General features: G+C 66.9%; 16 protein-coding genes and 1 riboswitch. Of the genes, 9 read left to right on the top strand and 7 right to left on the bottom strand.

Features of this window, described 5'->3' with window-relative positions:
• Positions 1 to 207 precede the first annotated feature (207 nt).
• Complete coding sequence (gene thiD, locus P7F68_RS14610; RefSeq protein ID WP_002932729.1) at positions 208 to 1095, bottom strand: bifunctional hydroxymethylpyrimidine kinase/phosphomethylpyrimidine kinase; 888 nt, start codon at positions 1093 to 1095, stop codon at positions 208 to 210.
• Positions 1088 to 1182: riboswitch (TPP riboswitch) on the bottom strand. Its footprint overlaps the gene before it by 8 nt.
• Positions 1183 to 1278: 96 nt before the next feature.
• Here thiD and P7F68_RS14605 point away from each other — a divergent pair.
• The 4 genes from P7F68_RS14605 (at position 1279) to P7F68_RS14590 (ending at position 5558) form a co-directional block, all read left to right on the top strand.
• On the top strand, positions 1279 to 3102 hold the full coding sequence (locus tag P7F68_RS14605; RefSeq protein ID WP_277834201.1) for a carbonic anhydrase: 1824 nt from the start codon (positions 1279 to 1281) through the stop codon (positions 3100 to 3102).
• 132 nt (positions 3103 to 3234) lie between these two features.
• The gene (locus tag P7F68_RS14600; RefSeq protein WP_277834199.1) at positions 3235 to 3888 is read left to right on the top strand and encodes a protein-L-isoaspartate O-methyltransferase family protein; all 654 of its coding nucleotides are present in this window, start codon (positions 3235 to 3237) and stop codon (positions 3886 to 3888) included.
• A 7-nt stretch (positions 3889 to 3895) separates the two neighbouring features.
• The gene (locus P7F68_RS14595; protein WP_277834197.1) at positions 3896 to 4219 is read left to right on the top strand and encodes a rhodanese-like domain-containing protein; all 324 of its coding nucleotides are present in this window, start codon (positions 3896 to 3898) and stop codon (positions 4217 to 4219) included.
• A 37-nt stretch (positions 4220 to 4256) separates the two neighbouring features.
• Positions 4257 to 5558 (top strand): TolC family outer membrane protein, encoded by a 1302-nt coding sequence (locus P7F68_RS14590; protein ID WP_002927009.1) that lies wholly within the window; start codon positions 4257 to 4259, stop codon positions 5556 to 5558.
• Here P7F68_RS14590 and waaA read toward each other — a convergent pair.
• Positions 5536 to 6840 (bottom strand): lipid IV(A) 3-deoxy-D-manno-octulosonic acid transferase, encoded by a 1305-nt coding sequence (gene waaA / locus P7F68_RS14585; protein ID WP_277834196.1) that lies wholly within the window; start codon positions 6838 to 6840, stop codon positions 5536 to 5538. The genes P7F68_RS14590 and waaA overlap by 23 nt on opposite strands.
• Positions 6841 to 7009: 169 nt before the next feature.
• Between waaA and P7F68_RS14580 the strand changes: the two genes are divergently transcribed.
• Together P7F68_RS14580 and P7F68_RS14575 are read left to right on the top strand one after the other, a co-directional pair.
• Positions 7010 to 8017: an NAD-dependent epimerase gene (locus tag P7F68_RS14580; RefSeq protein ID WP_002936329.1), complete on the top strand. Its 1008-nt coding sequence runs from the start codon at positions 7010 to 7012 to the stop codon at positions 8015 to 8017.
• Positions 8018 to 8038: 21 nt separating this feature from the next.
• Positions 8039 to 8836 carry a symmetrical bis(5'-nucleosyl)-tetraphosphatase gene (locus tag P7F68_RS14575; RefSeq protein ID WP_002927006.1) on the top strand — a complete coding sequence of 266 codons (798 nt, stop codon included), beginning with the start codon at positions 8039 to 8041 and terminating at the stop codon, positions 8834 to 8836.
• On the opposite strand, the gene P7F68_RS14570 is transcribed toward P7F68_RS14575, so the two are convergent.
• Complete coding sequence (locus P7F68_RS14570; protein WP_277834195.1) at positions 8821 to 9615, bottom strand: lysophospholipid acyltransferase family protein; 795 nt, start codon at positions 9613 to 9615, stop codon at positions 8821 to 8823. The genes P7F68_RS14575 and P7F68_RS14570 overlap by 16 nt on opposite strands.
• 89 nt (positions 9616 to 9704) lie before the next feature.
• Positions 9705 to 10472 (bottom strand): GNAT family N-acetyltransferase, encoded by a 768-nt coding sequence (locus P7F68_RS14565; RefSeq protein ID WP_002926998.1) that lies wholly within the window; start codon positions 10470 to 10472, stop codon positions 9705 to 9707.
• Positions 10473 to 10583: 111 nt separating this feature from the next.
• Here P7F68_RS14565 and P7F68_RS14560 point away from each other — a divergent pair, with 111 nt between their 5' ends.
• The 3 genes from P7F68_RS14560 to P7F68_RS14550 all read left to right on the top strand — a co-directional run bounded on the left by P7F68_RS14560 (position 10584) and on the right by P7F68_RS14550 (position 12554).
• A complete protein-coding gene (locus tag P7F68_RS14560) occupies positions 10584 to 11003 on the top strand; it encodes an HIT family protein (protein ID WP_277834194.1) in 420 nt (139 codons plus the stop codon).
• Between the two features lie 148 nt (positions 11004 to 11151).
• Complete coding sequence (locus P7F68_RS14555) at positions 11152 to 12087, top strand: carbohydrate kinase family protein (protein WP_277834193.1); 936 nt, start codon at positions 11152 to 11154, stop codon at positions 12085 to 12087.
• Positions 12081 to 12554, top strand: a complete 474-nt coding sequence (locus tag P7F68_RS14550) for an outer membrane lipoprotein (protein ID WP_277834191.1) — start codon at positions 12081 to 12083, stop codon at positions 12552 to 12554. The genes P7F68_RS14555 and P7F68_RS14550 overlap by 7 nt, the downstream gene beginning before the upstream one ends.
• 51 nt (positions 12555 to 12605) lie before the next feature.
• Here the strand turns inward: P7F68_RS14550 and P7F68_RS14545 are convergent, their stop codons facing one another.
• The 3 genes from P7F68_RS14545 to accC are packed head-to-tail and all read right to left on the bottom strand — an operon-like array spanning position 12606 to position 16202.
• Positions 12606 to 13937: a DUF3426 domain-containing protein gene (locus P7F68_RS14545; RefSeq protein ID WP_277834189.1), complete on the bottom strand. Its 1332-nt coding sequence runs from the start codon at positions 13935 to 13937 to the stop codon at positions 12606 to 12608.
• Positions 13934 to 14836 (bottom strand): 50S ribosomal protein L11 methyltransferase, encoded by a 903-nt coding sequence (prmA, locus tag P7F68_RS14540; protein WP_277834187.1) that lies wholly within the window; start codon positions 14834 to 14836, stop codon positions 13934 to 13936. Before prmA ends, P7F68_RS14545 begins: the two co-directional genes overlap by 4 nt.
• A gap of 7 nt (positions 14837 to 14843) precedes the next feature.
• Positions 14844 to 16202: an acetyl-CoA carboxylase biotin carboxylase subunit gene (accC, locus tag P7F68_RS14535; RefSeq protein ID WP_277834185.1), complete on the bottom strand. Its 1359-nt coding sequence runs from the start codon at positions 16200 to 16202 to the stop codon at positions 14844 to 14846.
• Between the last annotated feature and the right edge of the window lie 7 nt (positions 16203 to 16209).

Raw genomic sequence — 16209 nt, 5'->3', positions numbered from 1 at the left:
GCATCGGCACGCGGATGTCCGGGCGCGAACCCTCGACGTAGATCTTGCGCGAGTTGGGCAGCGGCGCAATCGCGGCCGCATCCACATGGGCCGTGGCGGCGATGAATTTCTCGGTGGCGTTCATGGGCTGAGTCTCCTGGGGGGTGGTCTGTTTATGTGTGAGTGTGCAAATGCCGCTCGTCCTCGGGGCGGCCTGGGGCTGTGCCTTCAGGGTGACTTCTGCGAGCGTCGCCACAGGGCATGGAAGTGATGCACGGGGCCGTGACCGCTGCCGACGGCGAGTTCGCCCGCATGTGCGATGGCACCGAGCAGCCACTGGCGTGCATGGCGCACGGCGGCCTCGACCGGGTGCAGCTGCCCCTTGGCTTGCGGCAGCAGCGCCGCGATTGCCGAGCTGAGCGTGCAGCCGGTGCCGTGGGTGTTCTTGGTGTCGATGCGCGGCGACGACAGTTCGACCATGCGATCGCCGTCGAACAGCAGATCGACCAGGTCGTTGCCGGGCAGGTGGCCGCCCTTGAGCATTACCCAGCGTTCGGAAGAAAGCGGTAGCAACTCGCGCAGGCGCTCGGCGGCGCGGTACATTTCCTTTACCGTGTCCGGCGCGCGCTGTTCGAGCAGCACGCCCGCCTCGGGGAGGTTGGGCGTGATCATGAACGCTTGTGGGAAGAGCGCCTCGCGCATTGCCGAGATCGCGCTCCGGGCGAGCAGGCTGTCGCCGCTCTTGGCGACCATCACGGGGTCGAGCACCACATTGGCTGCCTGCCAGTGTGCCAGGCGCTCGGCAACGGTGGTCGTGACCTCTGCGCTGCCGAGCATGCCGATCTTGGTGGCGTGAAGTTGGACATCGCCGAACAGGGTGTCGATCTGCAGGCGCAGGAAGTCGGTCGGCGGCACGTGTACGCCAGCCACCCCCTGGGTGTTCTGAGCGGTCAGTGCGGCGACGACACCGCAACCGTAGGCGCCCAGTGCCGAGAAGGCCTTGAGATCGGCGAGCACGCCGGCGCCGCCCGAGGGGTCGACGCCCGCGATCGAGACGACATTGACAATGGCGGAAGCGGCGCCGCTGGCGCCGGAGGGGGTGTTGCGGGTATGCATGGATACGTTTCCCTACGCCGGTATGAGCCGGATCAGGTTCAAAGGGTCTTTCTCAGCCCCGTGCTGCGGGCACCCCTAACGAGATCGCCGCACGATACTGGATGCGTCAGCATGTGGCAAGGTGCTCAAGATATCGCCGAAATGGTCGTTTAGCATCGTGCCAGCCGAATTTGCTCAGTGCCCATGAAGCCCATCCGACTCCTGCTCGCCGCCTGCTTACTCGCCCAGCCCATGCACGCCGTGCTTGCGGCTGACTGGCAGCTCGTGTTGAGCGACCGTAATCGCCGCATCGAGATCGACCGCGACAGCATCCTGTCCTCGGACGCGGGCACGAAGATCTCTTGGGGGCGTGTCGTGCTGACGACGGACGAGGCGCGCAGCGCAGGCTACGCGATGATCAAGGCGCTCAACCGCTACGATTGCCGAAACCGCAGCTTTACCACGATCAAGCGCGTCTACGTCGATGCCGCGGACAATATCCTCCGCGAGGAGGCTGTGGATGGGGCGTCGGTCATGGTCACGCTTAATTCCGTGGACGAGCGCATGTGGCGGGAGGTGTGCGATCCGCCCAGTGCTGCAGAGTTGCTCAAGCTCGCCAACGAGGCGGCTCGGCTTGCTGCACCGGCTGCCGCGCCAGTTGCCAATGCCGCTCCTGCGCCACCGCCTGCCCGGCCTGCCGCTGCAGTGCCGCCGGCCGCGCCTGCCGCCATTGCAGTGGCGCCGGCTACCGTGCAGCCTCCGGTATCGGCCCCGGAGCCATCCGTGCCGCCGGTGCAGCCAGCGCCGCCGGTGACGCCTGCCGCGGCGCCGATGCCGCCCGCTGCTTCGACGGCGCCCGCTCCGGCGCAGGTTGCCGTGGCTGCGGAGCCTGCTCCTTCACTTCCCGAGCCCGTGGTTCGCATCCCCGCGAAATTCGCCTCAGGCACCATTCGCACTGGGGACGCGTCCCCTGCCACGCAGGAGGCGCAGCCCTCCATCTTGCCGGCACTGCCCCGCATTGGCCCGTCGCAGGGGGCGGCCGCGCAGGTGTCGGCGCCTGCTTCGGCGCCTGCTTCGGCGCCTGCTTCGGCGCCTGCTCCGCGGAGCGAGGCTACCGCTTCACGGCCGGCATCTGCTGCAGCCGTCGCGCAGCCCGCTCCCCGTTCATCCGCGGCTGCGCCCCAGCGGCCAGTCACCCGTCCGCCCGAACCGCGCACGCCGGTGCGCACCGAGCCGGTCCGACCGCGCTTGCCCGCCGACGGCGGTGCAGCGGAGCGCGCCCGCATCGCGCGTGCCGCTGCGCAGTCCGTCGGCGAGCGTGGTGGCGTCCGTGTGACACGGCCGGCGCTCGAGCCCAGCTGGAGTTATGCGGGTGAGACTGGCCCCGAGCATTGGGCCGCGTTGCGGCCGGAGTGGCGCCTGTGCGCAGAGGGGCGGCGTCAGTCGCCGATCGACCTGCGCGACGGCATCGCCGTGGATCTGGCGCCTGTCGAGTTCGATTACCGCCGCAGCGGATTTCGCATCCGCGATACTGGAAACACCCTTCAGGTGGATGTGGGCGAGGGCCTGAGCATCGTGGTGCGCGGCACCCGCTACGCGCTCGAGCGCTTCACGCTGCATCGTCCCTCGCAGGATCGCATCGGCGGCATGGCGCACGACATGGCCATGTATCTGGAGCACCGCAGCGAAGACGGGCAGGTTGCGATTCTGTCCTTGTTGCTTGAGGCTGGGGATACGCCCAGCGAGGTGTTGCAGACCATTTTCAACAATCTGCCGCTGGATCGCGGACGGGCGTTCGCGCCTGACGCCGTGCTCGATCTGCCTGCGATGGTGCCGTCGAATCCGGGGCATTTCCTCTACGTCGGCTCACTCCCTGCGCCTCCCTGCACCGAAGACGTACTCTGGGTGGTGATGAAGCAGCCGGTGCCGATCTCCCATGACCAACTCGCGGTCTTCGCGCGCCTCTATCCCCGCAACGGCCGGCCCATCCAGCCGCACAACGGTCGTCTGCTGCTCGAGTCACGCTGATTGCTCCTTTCGGATGTGCCTTGGTGACATGCAGCGGATCGCGCTGCAGCATCTGCGCTAGAATGCCAAGGTTTTGGCCTTCCGGATAACGCTATCCATTAGCGTGTGCTAATATATTGCATGGAGTCCCCGATGAACTTCGAGAAAGCGCGCTTCAACATGGTCGAGCAGCAGATCCGCCCCTGGGAGGTGCTGGATCAGGATGTGCTCGACCTCCTGATGACCGTCAAGCGCGAGGAGTTCGTGCCCAAGGCGCATCGCGAACTGGCGTTCGCCGATGTCGAGATTCCCATTGGCTGCGGCCAGGTGATGCTCAAGCCTGTCATCGAGGGCAAGGTGTTGCAGGCGGTGCGAGTTGCCAAGGGTGATTCGGTGCTCGAGATCGGCACCGGCTCGGGCTATTTTGCCGCCCTGCTCGCGGCGCGCTGCGACTGGGTGCGCACGATCGAGATCGAGCCGGAGCTGGTCAGGCTTGCTGGCGCGAACCTCGAGCGCAATGGTGTCGACAACGTGGTCGTCATCCAGGGCGACGGTGTCGCGGGCTGGCCCGAGCGCGCGCCCTACGATGTCATCGTGGTCTCCGGTGGGCTGCCGTTCGTACCTCAGGCGCTGCTCGAGCAACTCAAGGTCGGCGGCCGTCTGTTCGCGTTCGTTGGCGAGGCGCCGGTCATGAAGGCGCGGCTGGTCACCTGCGAAGCCGAGGGGCGTTTCCGTACCGAGGACATCTTCGAGACCGTCGTGCCCATGATCAGCAACGCCGCGCGCGGCGAGACTTTCAGTTTCTGAGCCCGCCATGCACCAGGTCACTCCAGTGCAGCTTGCCGAGCGCCTCGCGGAATCAGAGCAGGGACTGCCGCTGCTGCTCGACGTGCGCGAGCCTTGGGAGTTCGAGATCTGTCACATCGACGGTTCGGTGCTGATGCCGATGGCAAGTGTCCCCGCGCGCGTCGGCGAACTCGACCGCGACCGCGAGACCATCGTTGTCTGCCACCATGGCGGGCGCAGTGCCCAGGTATGCGTCTTTCTGCAGCGCCAGGGCTTCAGTAATGTGATCAACCTGGCAGGTGGCGTGGCTGGCTGGGCAGCGCAGGTCGACCCGCGCATGCCGCAGTACTGATGCCACGCCCTGGATGAGGCAAGGAGCGGAGGTTCGGATGAAGCGACTGTTGGCGGTGTGCATCGCAGGCTTGTTCTCGGCCGGTGCAATGGCAGCGGATCTGATGCAGGCTTATCAGGATGCGCTGGCCAACGATGCGCGCCTTGCCGCTGCACGTGCCGAGCTCGAGGCCGGTCGGGAGCGTGTCGTCCAGGGCCGTGCTGGCTTGCTGCCGCAGATCGGCCTGTCGGCCAACACGACCTGGAACGATTCCGAACTGCGCTCTACCAGTGGGAGTCTTGAGCGCAGCTACAACAGCAATGGCTACGGCGTGCAGCTCACCCAGCCGCTGTTCCGCTGGCAGAACTGGGTACAGTACAAGCAGGGTGAACTGCAGACTGCGCTGTCCGAAACCCAGTTCGGCATCGCCCGCCAGGATCTCGTGCTGCGGGTCGCGGAGGCCTATTTCAATGTGCTGATTGCCCAGGATGCGCTCGCAGCCGTGGACCAGTTGCGCGCCGCTGCAGCCGAGCAGCTTGAACTGGCGCGAACGAGCTTCGAAGTCGGTACGGTCACCATCACCGACGTGCACGAGGCGCAGTCGCGCTTCGATCTCGCCTCGGCGCAGGAGATCGCTGCTGCAAACCAGCTCGAGGTCGCGCGCCAGACGCTGGCGCAGATCATCGGCAAGGAGCCGGGAGGGCTTTCCGGCTTGCGCGAGGGGGTGGCGCTCCAGCGTCCGCAGCCCGATAACATCGCCGACTGGGTGGCTGCCGCTGAATCCGGCAGCTTTGGCGTGCAGGCGAGGCAGTTGGCACGCGAGATCGCCGTGCGCGAAGTCGAGCGTCAGCGTGCCGGCCATCTTCCGACCATCGATGTGGTTGCCTCGCATGGCGTGAATCATCGTCCGCAGCCCTCGACCGACCGTGCCGAGGCGAGTGCCATCGGCGTGCAGCTGAACATGCCGCTCTACGCCGGGGGTAGGGTGTCTTCGGTAACGCGCGAAGCAGCCGCGCTGCGAGTGAAGGCCGATGCCGAACTCGATGATGCGCGCCGCAGCGCTGCGCTCGCGGCGCGTCAGGCCTGGCTCGGCGTGACCAGCGGCATGGCGCAGGTGCGGGCGCTGGAGGCGGCGCGGGTTTCGTCCACTTCGGCGCTCGAGGCCAACAAGCTTGGCTACGAGGTTGGCGTGCGCATCAACATCGATGTGCTCAATGCGCAGACTCAGCTTGCCGATACCCTGCAACAGCTGTCGCGCGCGCGCTATGACACCCTGCTCGCTCAACTGCGCCTGAAGGCGGCCGCTGGAACGCTCGGCGAGGACGATGTGCAGGCGATCAACGCGCTGCTGGCGCCCTGAGTCCCGGGCGCGGAGCGGGCGACTGCACCTGCAGTCCGCGTAGCAGCTCGATGGTGCGTCGCGTTGCCCCTTGGTGCTGCGTGGCGAAGGCGCGTCCGGCCGCAGCCATCTGCGCGCGCATGTCCTCATCGCCCAGCACGGCCAGTGCGGCGGCGATGCCGTCCGCGGCGTCCGTGGCCCGGCGCGCTGCGCCGGTGCGCACAGCCTCTTCGGCCACCTGCATGAAGTTGAAGGTATGCGGGCCGACGACCACCGGCGTGCCCACGGCGCAGGCTTCGATCAGGTTCTGGCCGCCCAGCGGCAGCCAGCTGCCGCCGATCAGCGCCACGTCGGCTGCGGCGTAGTAGGCGAACATCTCGCCCATCGAGTCCCCGAGCAGGATCCGCGTGTCCGTGTCGATCGCCTCCTCGGCGCTGCGTCGCTGCAGTTTTACGCCGCGGCCGGCGACGAGGCGGGCGACCTCGTCGAAGCGCTGTGGGTGACGGGGTACGAGTAGCAGCAAGGCTTTTGCCGGTGCCAGGCGGACGAAGGCGTCGATCAGCAGCGCTTCCTCGCCTTCGCGGGTGCTTGCGGCGAGCACGACCGGGCGCTCGCCTGCGCGTTCCCGCAACTGGGTCGCGAGCGCCAGTGCCGCCGCGGTGGGTGTGACGTCGAACTTGATGTTGCCGGTGACGCTGACACGCGCTGCGCCGAGCTGCTGCAGGCGCGCCGCGTCGGCGGCCGTTTGCGCGCCGATCACGTCGAGGGCCTTCATGGTCAGGCCGGTCAGCACTGGCGCGCGCGCGTAGCGCCGCGCCGAGCGTTCCGACAGGCGAGCGTTGGCGAGCATCACGGCAACGCGGTTGCGGCGGCAGGCGGCGAGCAGATTCGGCCACAGCTCGGTTTCCATGATCACGCCGAAGCTCGGGCGGAAGTGACGCAGGAATCGTTCTGCAAGGCAGCCCAGGTCATAGGGCAGGTAGGCGCGCAGCACGCGGGCGTTGCTGCCGAACAAGGCCCTGGAGGTCTCGCGGCCGGTGGGTGTCATGTGCGTGATCACGACGCTGTGCTCGGGCCAGGCTTCGAGCAGGGCACGCACCAGTGGTTCGGCCGCGCGCGTTTCGCCCACCGAGACGGCGTGCACCCAGATCACCGGGCCGGGCGCGCGTACGCGGTAGCTCGCGAAGCGCTCGCCGAGGTGGCGGATGTAGCCGGGCTGGCGGCGTGCCCGCCACAACAGCCTGAGCAGTACGAAGGGCAGTGCGAGGAGCCAGAGCAGGGTGTAAGGCAGGCGGGTCAGCATCGATCACGGACTGAAGGCGACTGCGCAAGTATAAGCAAGGATGGTGGTCGAGGTCCGTGCATCGGCATGCGTGCGGCGTCACTGCCGCTGCAAGACCTCTGTCACACGTGCGCACGGATCTACATGCGATAATCCGCCCCTGATCCCACTCCTCGCTCATGCACTCCCAATGAAGATTCTCGTAACTGGTGCCGCCGGTTTCATCGGCATGCACACGACCGAGCGCCTGCTCGCTCGCGGTGACCAGGTGGTCGGACTGGACAACCTCAACGACTACTATGACCCCTCGCTCAAGGAGGCGCGACTCGCCCGGCTTGCGCCGCATCCGCAGTTCCGCTTCGTGAAGCTGGACGTGGCCGATCGTGCGGGCATGGAGCGCCTGTTCGCTGAGGAGGGCTTCGATCGTGTGATCCATCTCGCGGCCCAGGCCGGCGTGCGCTACTCGCTGCAGAACCCGCATGCCTACGTCGATAGCAATCTCGTCGGCTTCATGAACATCCTCGAGGGTTGCCGCCATGCGCGCGTCAAGCACCTGGTGTATGCCTCGAGCTCCAGCGTCTATGGCGGCAACACCAAGATGCCGTTCGCCGAGCGCGACAGTGTCGATCACCCGGTCAGCATCTACGCGGCGACCAAGAAGGCCAACGAGCTGATGGCGCACACATACAGTCACTTGTATGGGCTGCCGACCACCGGCCTGCGCTTCTTCACCGTCTATGGCCCCTGGGGCCGGCCTGACATGGCCTTGTTCCTGTTCACAAAGGCCATCCTCGAGGGGCGGCCGATCGACGTCTTCAATCATGGGCGCATGAAGCGCGACTTCACCTATGTGGACGACATCGTCGAGGGCGTGCTCCGCACCCTCGACCGCGTTGCCGCGCCGGATCCCGCCTTCGACGCCGACCAGCCCGATCCCGGCACGAGCAACGTGCCCTACCGCGTCTTCAATATCGGCAACCATGACCCGGTCGAATTGATGGAGTTCGTTTCGGCGATCGAGGGCGCGCTTGGCATGACGGCGCAGAAGAACTTCATGCCGCTTCAGGATGGCGACGTGCCGGCCACGTACGCCGACACGGCAGCGCTCAACGCCTGGACCGGCTTCGCGCCTGCGACCAGCGTCAAGGACGGGGTTGCGCGCTTCGTCGCCTGGTACCGCGACTACTACCGGGTCTGATCCCGCGCAGCACCCGCAACGATGGCCACCTACGCGATCGGAGACATCCAGGGCTGCCATACCCCGTTTGCGCGCATGCTGGACCTGGTGCATTTCGACCCGGCGTGCGATCGCTTGTGGATCGTGGGCGACCTGGTCAACCGCGGCCCGGAGTCACTGCGCGTGTTACGCGCGCTACGCGACCTCGGTGATGCTGCGGTGGTTGTGCTCGGCAACCATGATCTCTACCTGCTGATGATCGCAGCCGGCCTCAAGCGCCGCCTGGGCGATGACACCTTGTACCAGGTGCTCGAAGCGCCTGACCGCGATGAGCTTTTGCATTGGCTGGCGCGGCGGCCTCTGATGCATGTGGCGGGTGATCACGTGCTGGTTCACGCCGGGCTGCTGCCCGGATGGACTGTGACGCGCGCGTGTGCGCTTGCCCAGGAAGTCAGCGACACGCTTGCCGGGCCGAAGGCCAGGGATTTCCTGCTTCAGCTCGCGGGTAACCGTCCGGAGCGCTGGTCGGACAAGCTCAAGGGTTGGGATCGCCTGCGTGTGATCGTCAATGCACTGACGCGGTTGCGCTTCTGTTCGGCGGACGGGCGTATGGACCTCAGCGCGAAGGGGGCGCCGCACAAGGCGCCGGCGGGGATGATGCCCTGGTTCCGGGTGCCTGACCGCTTCAGCCGCACGCACACGATCGTCTGTGGCCACTGGTCCGCACTTGGCTTCTATCGCGAGCCTGGGCTCATCGCGCTCGATTCGGGGTGTGTGTGGGGCGGCAAACTTACTGCACTGCGCATCGAGGATGACGCCGTGTTTCAGGTCCCGGGCTGAGTGCCGGACGCGGGGGCTGCCCTTGGCTGCTCCGCGTCGGCGGGTAGTTCGAGGGCGGCGACGATCAGGGAGCGTGCAAGACGCGCCAGTTCTCTGCGGTCCGTGCCGTCACCGGTCGGTAGCGGTGCGGCGACGCAGACCCGGGCGACGATGACCGGTGTGGAGATGATGTTGCGCACGCACTGGCCCAGGCTAAGGTCGCCGTCATAGGCCGGTGCGCGCGTGTAGCGGCCGTCTGCCGTCTGGTAGCGCAATGCGAGGGTCTGCACGGGGTGCTTGCACGCGATCGCCGGTTGCAGCAGTGCGCCGTGAAAGTGCAGCACCTGCGAGCCGTCGGTTGTCGTCCCCTCAGGAAAGATCGCCACGTTGCAGCCGGTCTCGAGCAGGGCAGCCGTTTCCATGTTGATGATGCGGGCGTGGCCGCGGCTGCCGCGGCGCAGGAAGATGGTGTCGTTGCGTGCGGCCAGCCAGCCGATTGCCGGCCACTGACGCACTTCCGCCTTCGAGACGAAGGCGGCAGGAGCGAGCGCGTTGATGACGAAGATATCCACCCAGGAGATGTGGTTGGCGACCAGCATGCAGCCCGGTGCCACCGCCTCACCCTCGTGCTCGAGCCGAATCCCGAGCGTGCGCAGCAGGCCGCTGGACCAGCGCTGGCGCAGACGCTGTTGGCTAGTGCGCCCGCAGAACGGGAACACCAGCGCGATCGTCAGCAGGCCTAGCAGCAGATGGAGGCCCAGGCGCAGCGCGCGCCAGGCGCGCAGCGTGCGCGATGCCACGGCAGGCCGGACGGTCGCTGCCTGTGTTGCAATGGCGTCGCGAGCCTCGGTTGCGGCCTGCTCGATCTCGGGTGGTGTCGCGGGCGTGTTCAGTCTTTGCGTCCCAGAAAGTGCTTTGCGTAGCGGCCATCGACCTTGCCCATCGGCATCAGGATCGGCAGGTCTGCGGTGTTGAAGTCGGGATCCCAGGCCGGCTCGCCGCAGATCCACGCCCCGGCGCGCAGGTAGCCCTTGACCAGCGGCGGTGCCTCGGCCGGCAGGTCGTGGCGCAGGGCGTCGAGCGGCAGCGCGCAGCGCGGGAACACGTGGTATTCGAGCGGCGCGAGATGCTTGTCGCGGAGCTGATTATACAAGCTGGCCGCAGCATGGCCGCCGTCGGCCATGCTGACCGAGGCGCAGCCGATCAGGTAGCCGTAGCCGCCTTCCTGCATGTAGCGCGCGAGCCCGGACCACAGCAGGGCGATGACCGCGCCACTGCGGTAATCGGCGTCGATGCAAGAGCGCCCGATCTCGACCAGGCTGCCGCGCAGGTGCTGCAGGCGGGTGAGGTCGAACTCGTTCTCCGAGTAGTAGCCGCCAACCTTGCGCGCTGCGGCCGGAGACAGGATGCGATAGGTGCCGACGATGCGCCCGGCATCCTCATCGCGTACGATCAGGTGCTCGCAGAACGGGTCGTAGATGTCGCGATCCACGCCCGGGCTGCGCGGGTTGAGTCGTGCGCCCATCTCGTCCGCGAACACGCGGTAGCGCAGCTTCTGCGCTTCGAGGATCTCCGTTTCGCAGGTGGCGAGACCAACGTGAAGGTTGCGCGACTTGCGCGCATTCGCGTCCTGGCGGGGCTTGATGTGCTGGAGCATGGCAGGCTTCCGTCCTGTTCTGATGGACGCATTCTCGAGAGCCTGCGTTGCGATGCAGTGACGCCCTGATTACGATGCGGTGACGACAAACCAGCATGGAGAACTGAAAGCATGGAGAACTGCGTGTTCTGCCGCATCGTCAGCGGCGAGCTGCCTGCCTCGAGGGTGTACGAGGATGAGAATACCCTGGTCATCATGGATATCCAGTCGGTCAATCCTGGGCACATGTTGGTGCTGGTGAAGCCGCATCGGGCAAACGTGTACGCGCTCGAGGACGAGCTGGCCGGCGCGGCCATGCGCACCGCAGCGCGCATGGCGCGTGCGGTCAAGAAGGCTTTCGGCTGTGACGGCGTGACCTTGCTGCAGGCGAACGAGCCGGCAGGCGCCCAGACGGTATTTCATTTCCATATCCATGTGCTGCCACGCTGGGAGGGCGACGGCATGGCGCTCGCCTGGCCGGCCAAGAACCCGCCGCGCGAAGCGCTGGAGGAAATGGCGATCCGCCTGCGTGCTGTGCTCGCCGACGCTTGATGTCGGCCTGGAGATGTGCGCGGGGCTTGGCGATGCAGGGGTGATTGCCCGCAGTCGGCAACTCGCGGCGCACATCGTCCCATGCAGGCGCGGCGCCAGTGCAGCCATTTTGGGATAATCGCGGTTTTCCCATCCTGGTCCCCCAAAAATGTCCATTCTCGTCTGCGGATCGGTCGCTTACGACTCGATCATGGTGTTCCCCGATCGCTTCAAGCATCACATCCTCCCCGACCAGATCCACATCCTGAACGTGTCCTTCCTGGTACCCGACATGCGCCGCGAGTTCGGGGGATGCGCGGGCAACATCGCCTACAGCCTCAAGCTGCTGGGCAGCGATCCGCTGATCATGGCGACGGTCGGCGAGGATGCCGGGCCTTATCGGGCACGCATGCGGGCGCTGGGGCTGCGTGAGGATCACGTACGTGAGGTGCCGGGGACGTTCACCGCGCAGGCCTTCATTACCACCGATCTTGACGACAATCAGATCACCGCGTTCCATCCGGGCGCGATGTTCCACTCTCATCTCAACGACGTTCGCGAGGCGCAGGGCGTGCGTCTGGGTATCGTGTCGCCGGATGGTGCCGATGGCATGCTGCGCCATGCAGCCGGTTTCGCCGAGGCGGGCGTGCCGTTCGTCTTCGATCCGGGGCAGGCGCTGCCGATTCTCGGTAGCGAAGCGTTACTGAATTGCCTGCAACAGGCGCGCTACTGCACGGTCAATGACTACGAGGCCCGCCTGATGTGCGACAAGACCGGGCGCAGCGAAGAGGCGTTGGCGCGCGAGGTCGAGGCGCTGGTTGTCACACTGGGTGCGGAGGGTTCGCGCATCCACTGGCGCGGCGAGTTGATCCATGTGCCGGCGGTGCCGGCCACGGCGGTCATTGACCCGACGGGCTGCGGTGACGCCTACCGGGCGGGCCTGTTGCACGGCCTGGTAAACGACTGGGGCGTATTGAAAAGCGCGCGCCTGGCTGCCGTCATGGGTGCAATCAAGATTGCTCATCGTGGAGGGCAGAACCACCAGCCGACGCGCGCCGACATTGCCGCCCGCTTTGCAGCGGCATTTGGGGAGGAGCTATGGTGAATCACAAGGGATTGAAGTTGCGTGCTGCGGCAGGCGCGATCGTTGCGGTACTGGTGCTGGGCGGATGCGCTCAAGGGCTCGGTGGCGGTACCTATTCGCGTACCGAGGCGCGGCGGGCGATGACGGTGCAGTTCGGCACGGTCGAGTCGGCGCGGGGTGTTCAACTGGAGGGCACGAAGTCGCCGGTTGGTACCGTTGCCGGGGCTGCGGTGGGGGGTATTGCCGGCAGTACGATAGGCGGTGGCCGCGGCCAGGCTGTGGCCACCGTGATTGGCGCGGTGGCGGGTGGGGTGGCTGGCTCCGCCCTGGAGGAGGGGATGACGCGGACTCCCGGCGTGGAGGTTACCGTGCGGCTGGACAACGGACAGTTCCTTGCTGTCGTGCAGGCCGATGAGGGTGAGCGTTTGCGGCCGGGTGAGCGTGTGCGGGTGCTGCGCGACGGCGGGACGACGCGCGTGACGCGCTGACTGCGGCTCGTCCCTGACGAGGGCGGCGCTGCAATGCTGTCCCTCGGCGCTTCAGGGGAAGAACGCGTAGATGCGGTAGCCGGTCGGCGCTAGCCCCGGCGCGGCGAACGGAATACGCAGGCCGACCACGTTGCGTGCTGGAAAGGCCGGCGCCACCTGTCCGGCAGGTAGCCAGTCGGAAGGGGCCAGGACCCGGCGCGAGATCGGGTTGTCGCCAGCGTCGGTCAGCGTCAGCTCGAGATGGGGCCACTGCTGAGGGTAGTCGGCGCGGTTGTTGAGCGTCGCATGCAAAAGGTAGTGGCCCGGGCGTCCGGGTTCGGACTGCAGGTCCGAAGAGTCGATCGCGATGCGGTCGGCATCGCGCGGGTAGGGGACGGTGCAGCCGGCATGGGCGCAGGCTGCACTCAGGACTGTGCGCAGGCCCGGTAGGTCGCGGGCGATTTCAACGCGGTACAGATAGGTCAGCTGTGCGCCCAGCAGGAAGAGCAGCACGGTGAAGGCGAGTGTCGCGGCCGCGCGTGCGGCCGGGTGGGGCGTGTGCCTGGGCTTGCCATACGTTGCGTCCAGGCGGCGGATGTCGTCGTCCGAATGCAGGCCTTCGTCGATCGGCAGAGCACGTTGCGCTGCAGCGTCCGCTGCGAGGCGTGGTTCCGCCCTCGCAAGGGCGCGATCCATGGCGCGCTCGAATGCTTCGTCATGCGCAAAGGGCGCAGCGGCGAGCTGATCTCCCGGCGCTGCATCGATGCCCGCTTCATGAAGCGCTTCGGTTCCGCGCCTGCCGCTGCGCAATACCCCGGGCATTGGCGTGGGTGCGGTGCGTCTTTCGTCCTGGCTGTCGTGCCCGAGGGGGCTCGCCTGGCTGGTGGTCGACACGTCCGCTGCCGGCCACACAGGAGGCAGCGGGTCGTGTCGCTGCTGTACCGGCGCGGGTGCAGTGTCGAAAGCCGGATCGAAAACCGGATCGAAGGCGAGTGGCGCCTCTACCGGATCCGTCTTGCTGTCGGCAGGCGGTCGGGCGGGGGGCTGCGTGGGGGCATCGGGCGGGTCCGGCAAATGGAAATCGGGAATCTCGAAGTCGAGCCCGATACCTGCGGAAGGTTCTTCCGTCCGCCTGCCGCCGAGGGCGAAGAATACCTCCCCGGTCCGCTCGGTACCTTCTCGTGCCTGTAGGGCGCCGTCCTGGCGGGACGCGGGGGCTGCCGTCGAGTCGGTGCCGTAGGCGTGATCGTGAGTCGCGCCGGCAGGCGGTGCCTCGATTGCGTGCTCAGGCGCGTTGAAGGGGTGAAAGCAATGGCCGCAGCGGACCTCTCCGCGCCTGGCGTGCAACTGCTCCGGCCGCAGCCGGAACACCGTCTGGCAGGCGGGGCAGCGCGTGAGCATCATGGCCTGGGGCGCTGTCCTTCCAGGCGTATCCAGCCATCCAGGCTGCCGCCTACGTGCAGTGTGATGAAGGGCGCCCAGGCTTCGATCACCTGCTCGGCCTGGGTCTCGAGAACGCCCGAGAGGGCGACCCGCCCGCCTGCGGCGACGCGAGCCGCGATTGCCGGGGCCAGCACGCACAATGGGTTGGTGAGGATGTTGGCGACGACGAGATCGAAGTGTTCATCGAGCGGTACCGCGGAGTGCTGCAGCCGCATGTCAACGGCATTGCGGGCGGCATTGTCCTGCGCTGCTTCCACGGCTTTGGCGTCGATGTCGACGCCGATGACGTCCCCTGCGCCGAGCTTGGCAGCAGCAATGCCGAGGATGCCGGAGCCGCAGCCGTAGTCGAGCATGCTGCAGCCTGGGGTGACCGCATCGCACAGCCACTGCAGGCACAGCCGGGTGGTCGGGTGCGAGCCGGTGCCGAAGGCCATGCCGGGATCGAGCTCGATGTTGATCGCGTTCGCGTCTGGTGCCGCATGCCAGGACGGCACGATCCACAGCCGGTCGGTGATGCGGATGGGGTCGAACTGACTCTGCGTGAGCTGCACCCAGTTCTGCTCCGCAATCTTCTCGGTCGTGAATGGCGGAACTGCACCCAGGCCGGCAGCCTGCGCGGCTTCTGCCAGCATGGCGGCGAGCGTGTCGCCGGCGGTGTCGCCATCGAACAGCGCGATCACCCGGCTGTGGTCCCACAGTCCGGTGGGCAGGTGCCCGGGTTCGCCGAATTGCGGCTTCTCCGCCTCGGTGCCGGCGTCCGCATCCTCGATCGAGACCGACAGCGCGCCGGCCTCCATCAGGGCGTCGGACAGGGCCTCTGCCTTGTCGGCGTCGGCCTGCAGGGTGACGGAGATCCACATTGCCGCCTTACTCCTTGACTTCGCTGCGGTCGGCGAGCTTGTGCTCGAGATAGTGGATGCTGGTGCCGCCCTCGATGAAGCGCGGGTCGAGCATCAGCGTCTGGTGCAGCGGGATGTTGGTCTTGATGCCCTCGACCATCATCTCGGAGAGCGCGATGCGCATGCGGCGGATCGCCTGGTCGCGTGTGTCACCGTAAGTGATCAGTTTGCCGATCATCGAGTCATAGTGCGGCGGCACCATGTAGCCGTTGTAGACGTGCGAGTCCACGCGCACGCCCGGGCCGCCCGGCGTATGCCAGTTGGTGATGCGTCCCGGCGAGGGGGTGAACTTGAACGGGTCCTCGGCGTTGATCCGGCATTCGACCGCGTGGCCGCGGAACTCGATGTCACGCTGGCGGAACCACAGCTTCTCGCCGGCAGCGATGCGGATCTGGGCCTGCACGATGTCGATGCCGGTGATGAGCTCGGTGACCGGGTGCTCGACCTGCACGCGGGTATTCATCTCGATGAAGTAGAACTCGCCGTTCTCGAACAGGAACTCGAAGGTGCCTGCGCCGCGGTAGCCGATCTTGCGGCAGGCCTCGGCGCAGCGCTCGCCGACCTGGGCGATCAGCTTGCGGTCGATGCCGGGCGCAGGGGCCTCCTCGATCACCTTCTGGTGGCGGCGCTGCATGGAGCAGTCGCGCTCGCCCAGATAAACCGCGTTGCCGTGTTGGTCGGCCAGCACCTGGATCTCTACGTGGCGCGGGTTTTCGAGGAACTTTTCCATGTACACCACCGGGTTGCCGAAGGCCGCCTGGGCTTCGGCACGGGTGGTGGTCACCGCATTGTGCAGCGCGGCTTCGGTGTGCACGACACGCATGCCGCGCCCGCCGCCGCCGCCGGCGGCCTTGATGATGACGGGGTAGCCGATGGCGCGTGCGATCTTGACGATCTCCTTCGGGTCATCGGGCAGGGCGCCTTCCGAGCCGGGCACGCAGGGTACGCCGGCCGCTTTCATCGCGCCCTTGGCCGACACCTTGTCGCCCATCAGGCGAATGGTCTCCGGGCGTGGGCCGATGAAGACGAAGCCGGATTGCTCGACACGCTCGCCGAAGTCGGCGTTTTCGGACAGGAATCCGTAGCCGGGGTGGATGGCCTCGGCGTCGGTGACCTCGGCAGCCGAGATGATGGCCGGCACGTTGAGGTAGCTCAGCGTCGACGAGGCCGGGCCGATGCAGACCGATTCGTCGGCCAGGCGCACGTACTTGGCCTCGGTGTCGGCCTCGGAGTGCACCGCGACGGTCTTGATGCCGAGCTCGCGGCAGGCGCGCAGGATGCGCAGCGCGATCTCGCCGCGGTTCGCGATCAGGATCTTCTCGAACATGGCAGGC

Source organism: Thauera mechernichensis (genome assembly GCF_029588855.1).
Taxonomy (GTDB): Bacteria; Pseudomonadota; Gammaproteobacteria; order Burkholderiales; family Rhodocyclaceae; genus Thauera; species Thauera mechernichensis.
The sequence above is the reverse complement of the archived record's forward strand: the minus strand, read 5'-3'. Positions and strand labels throughout refer to the sequence as shown.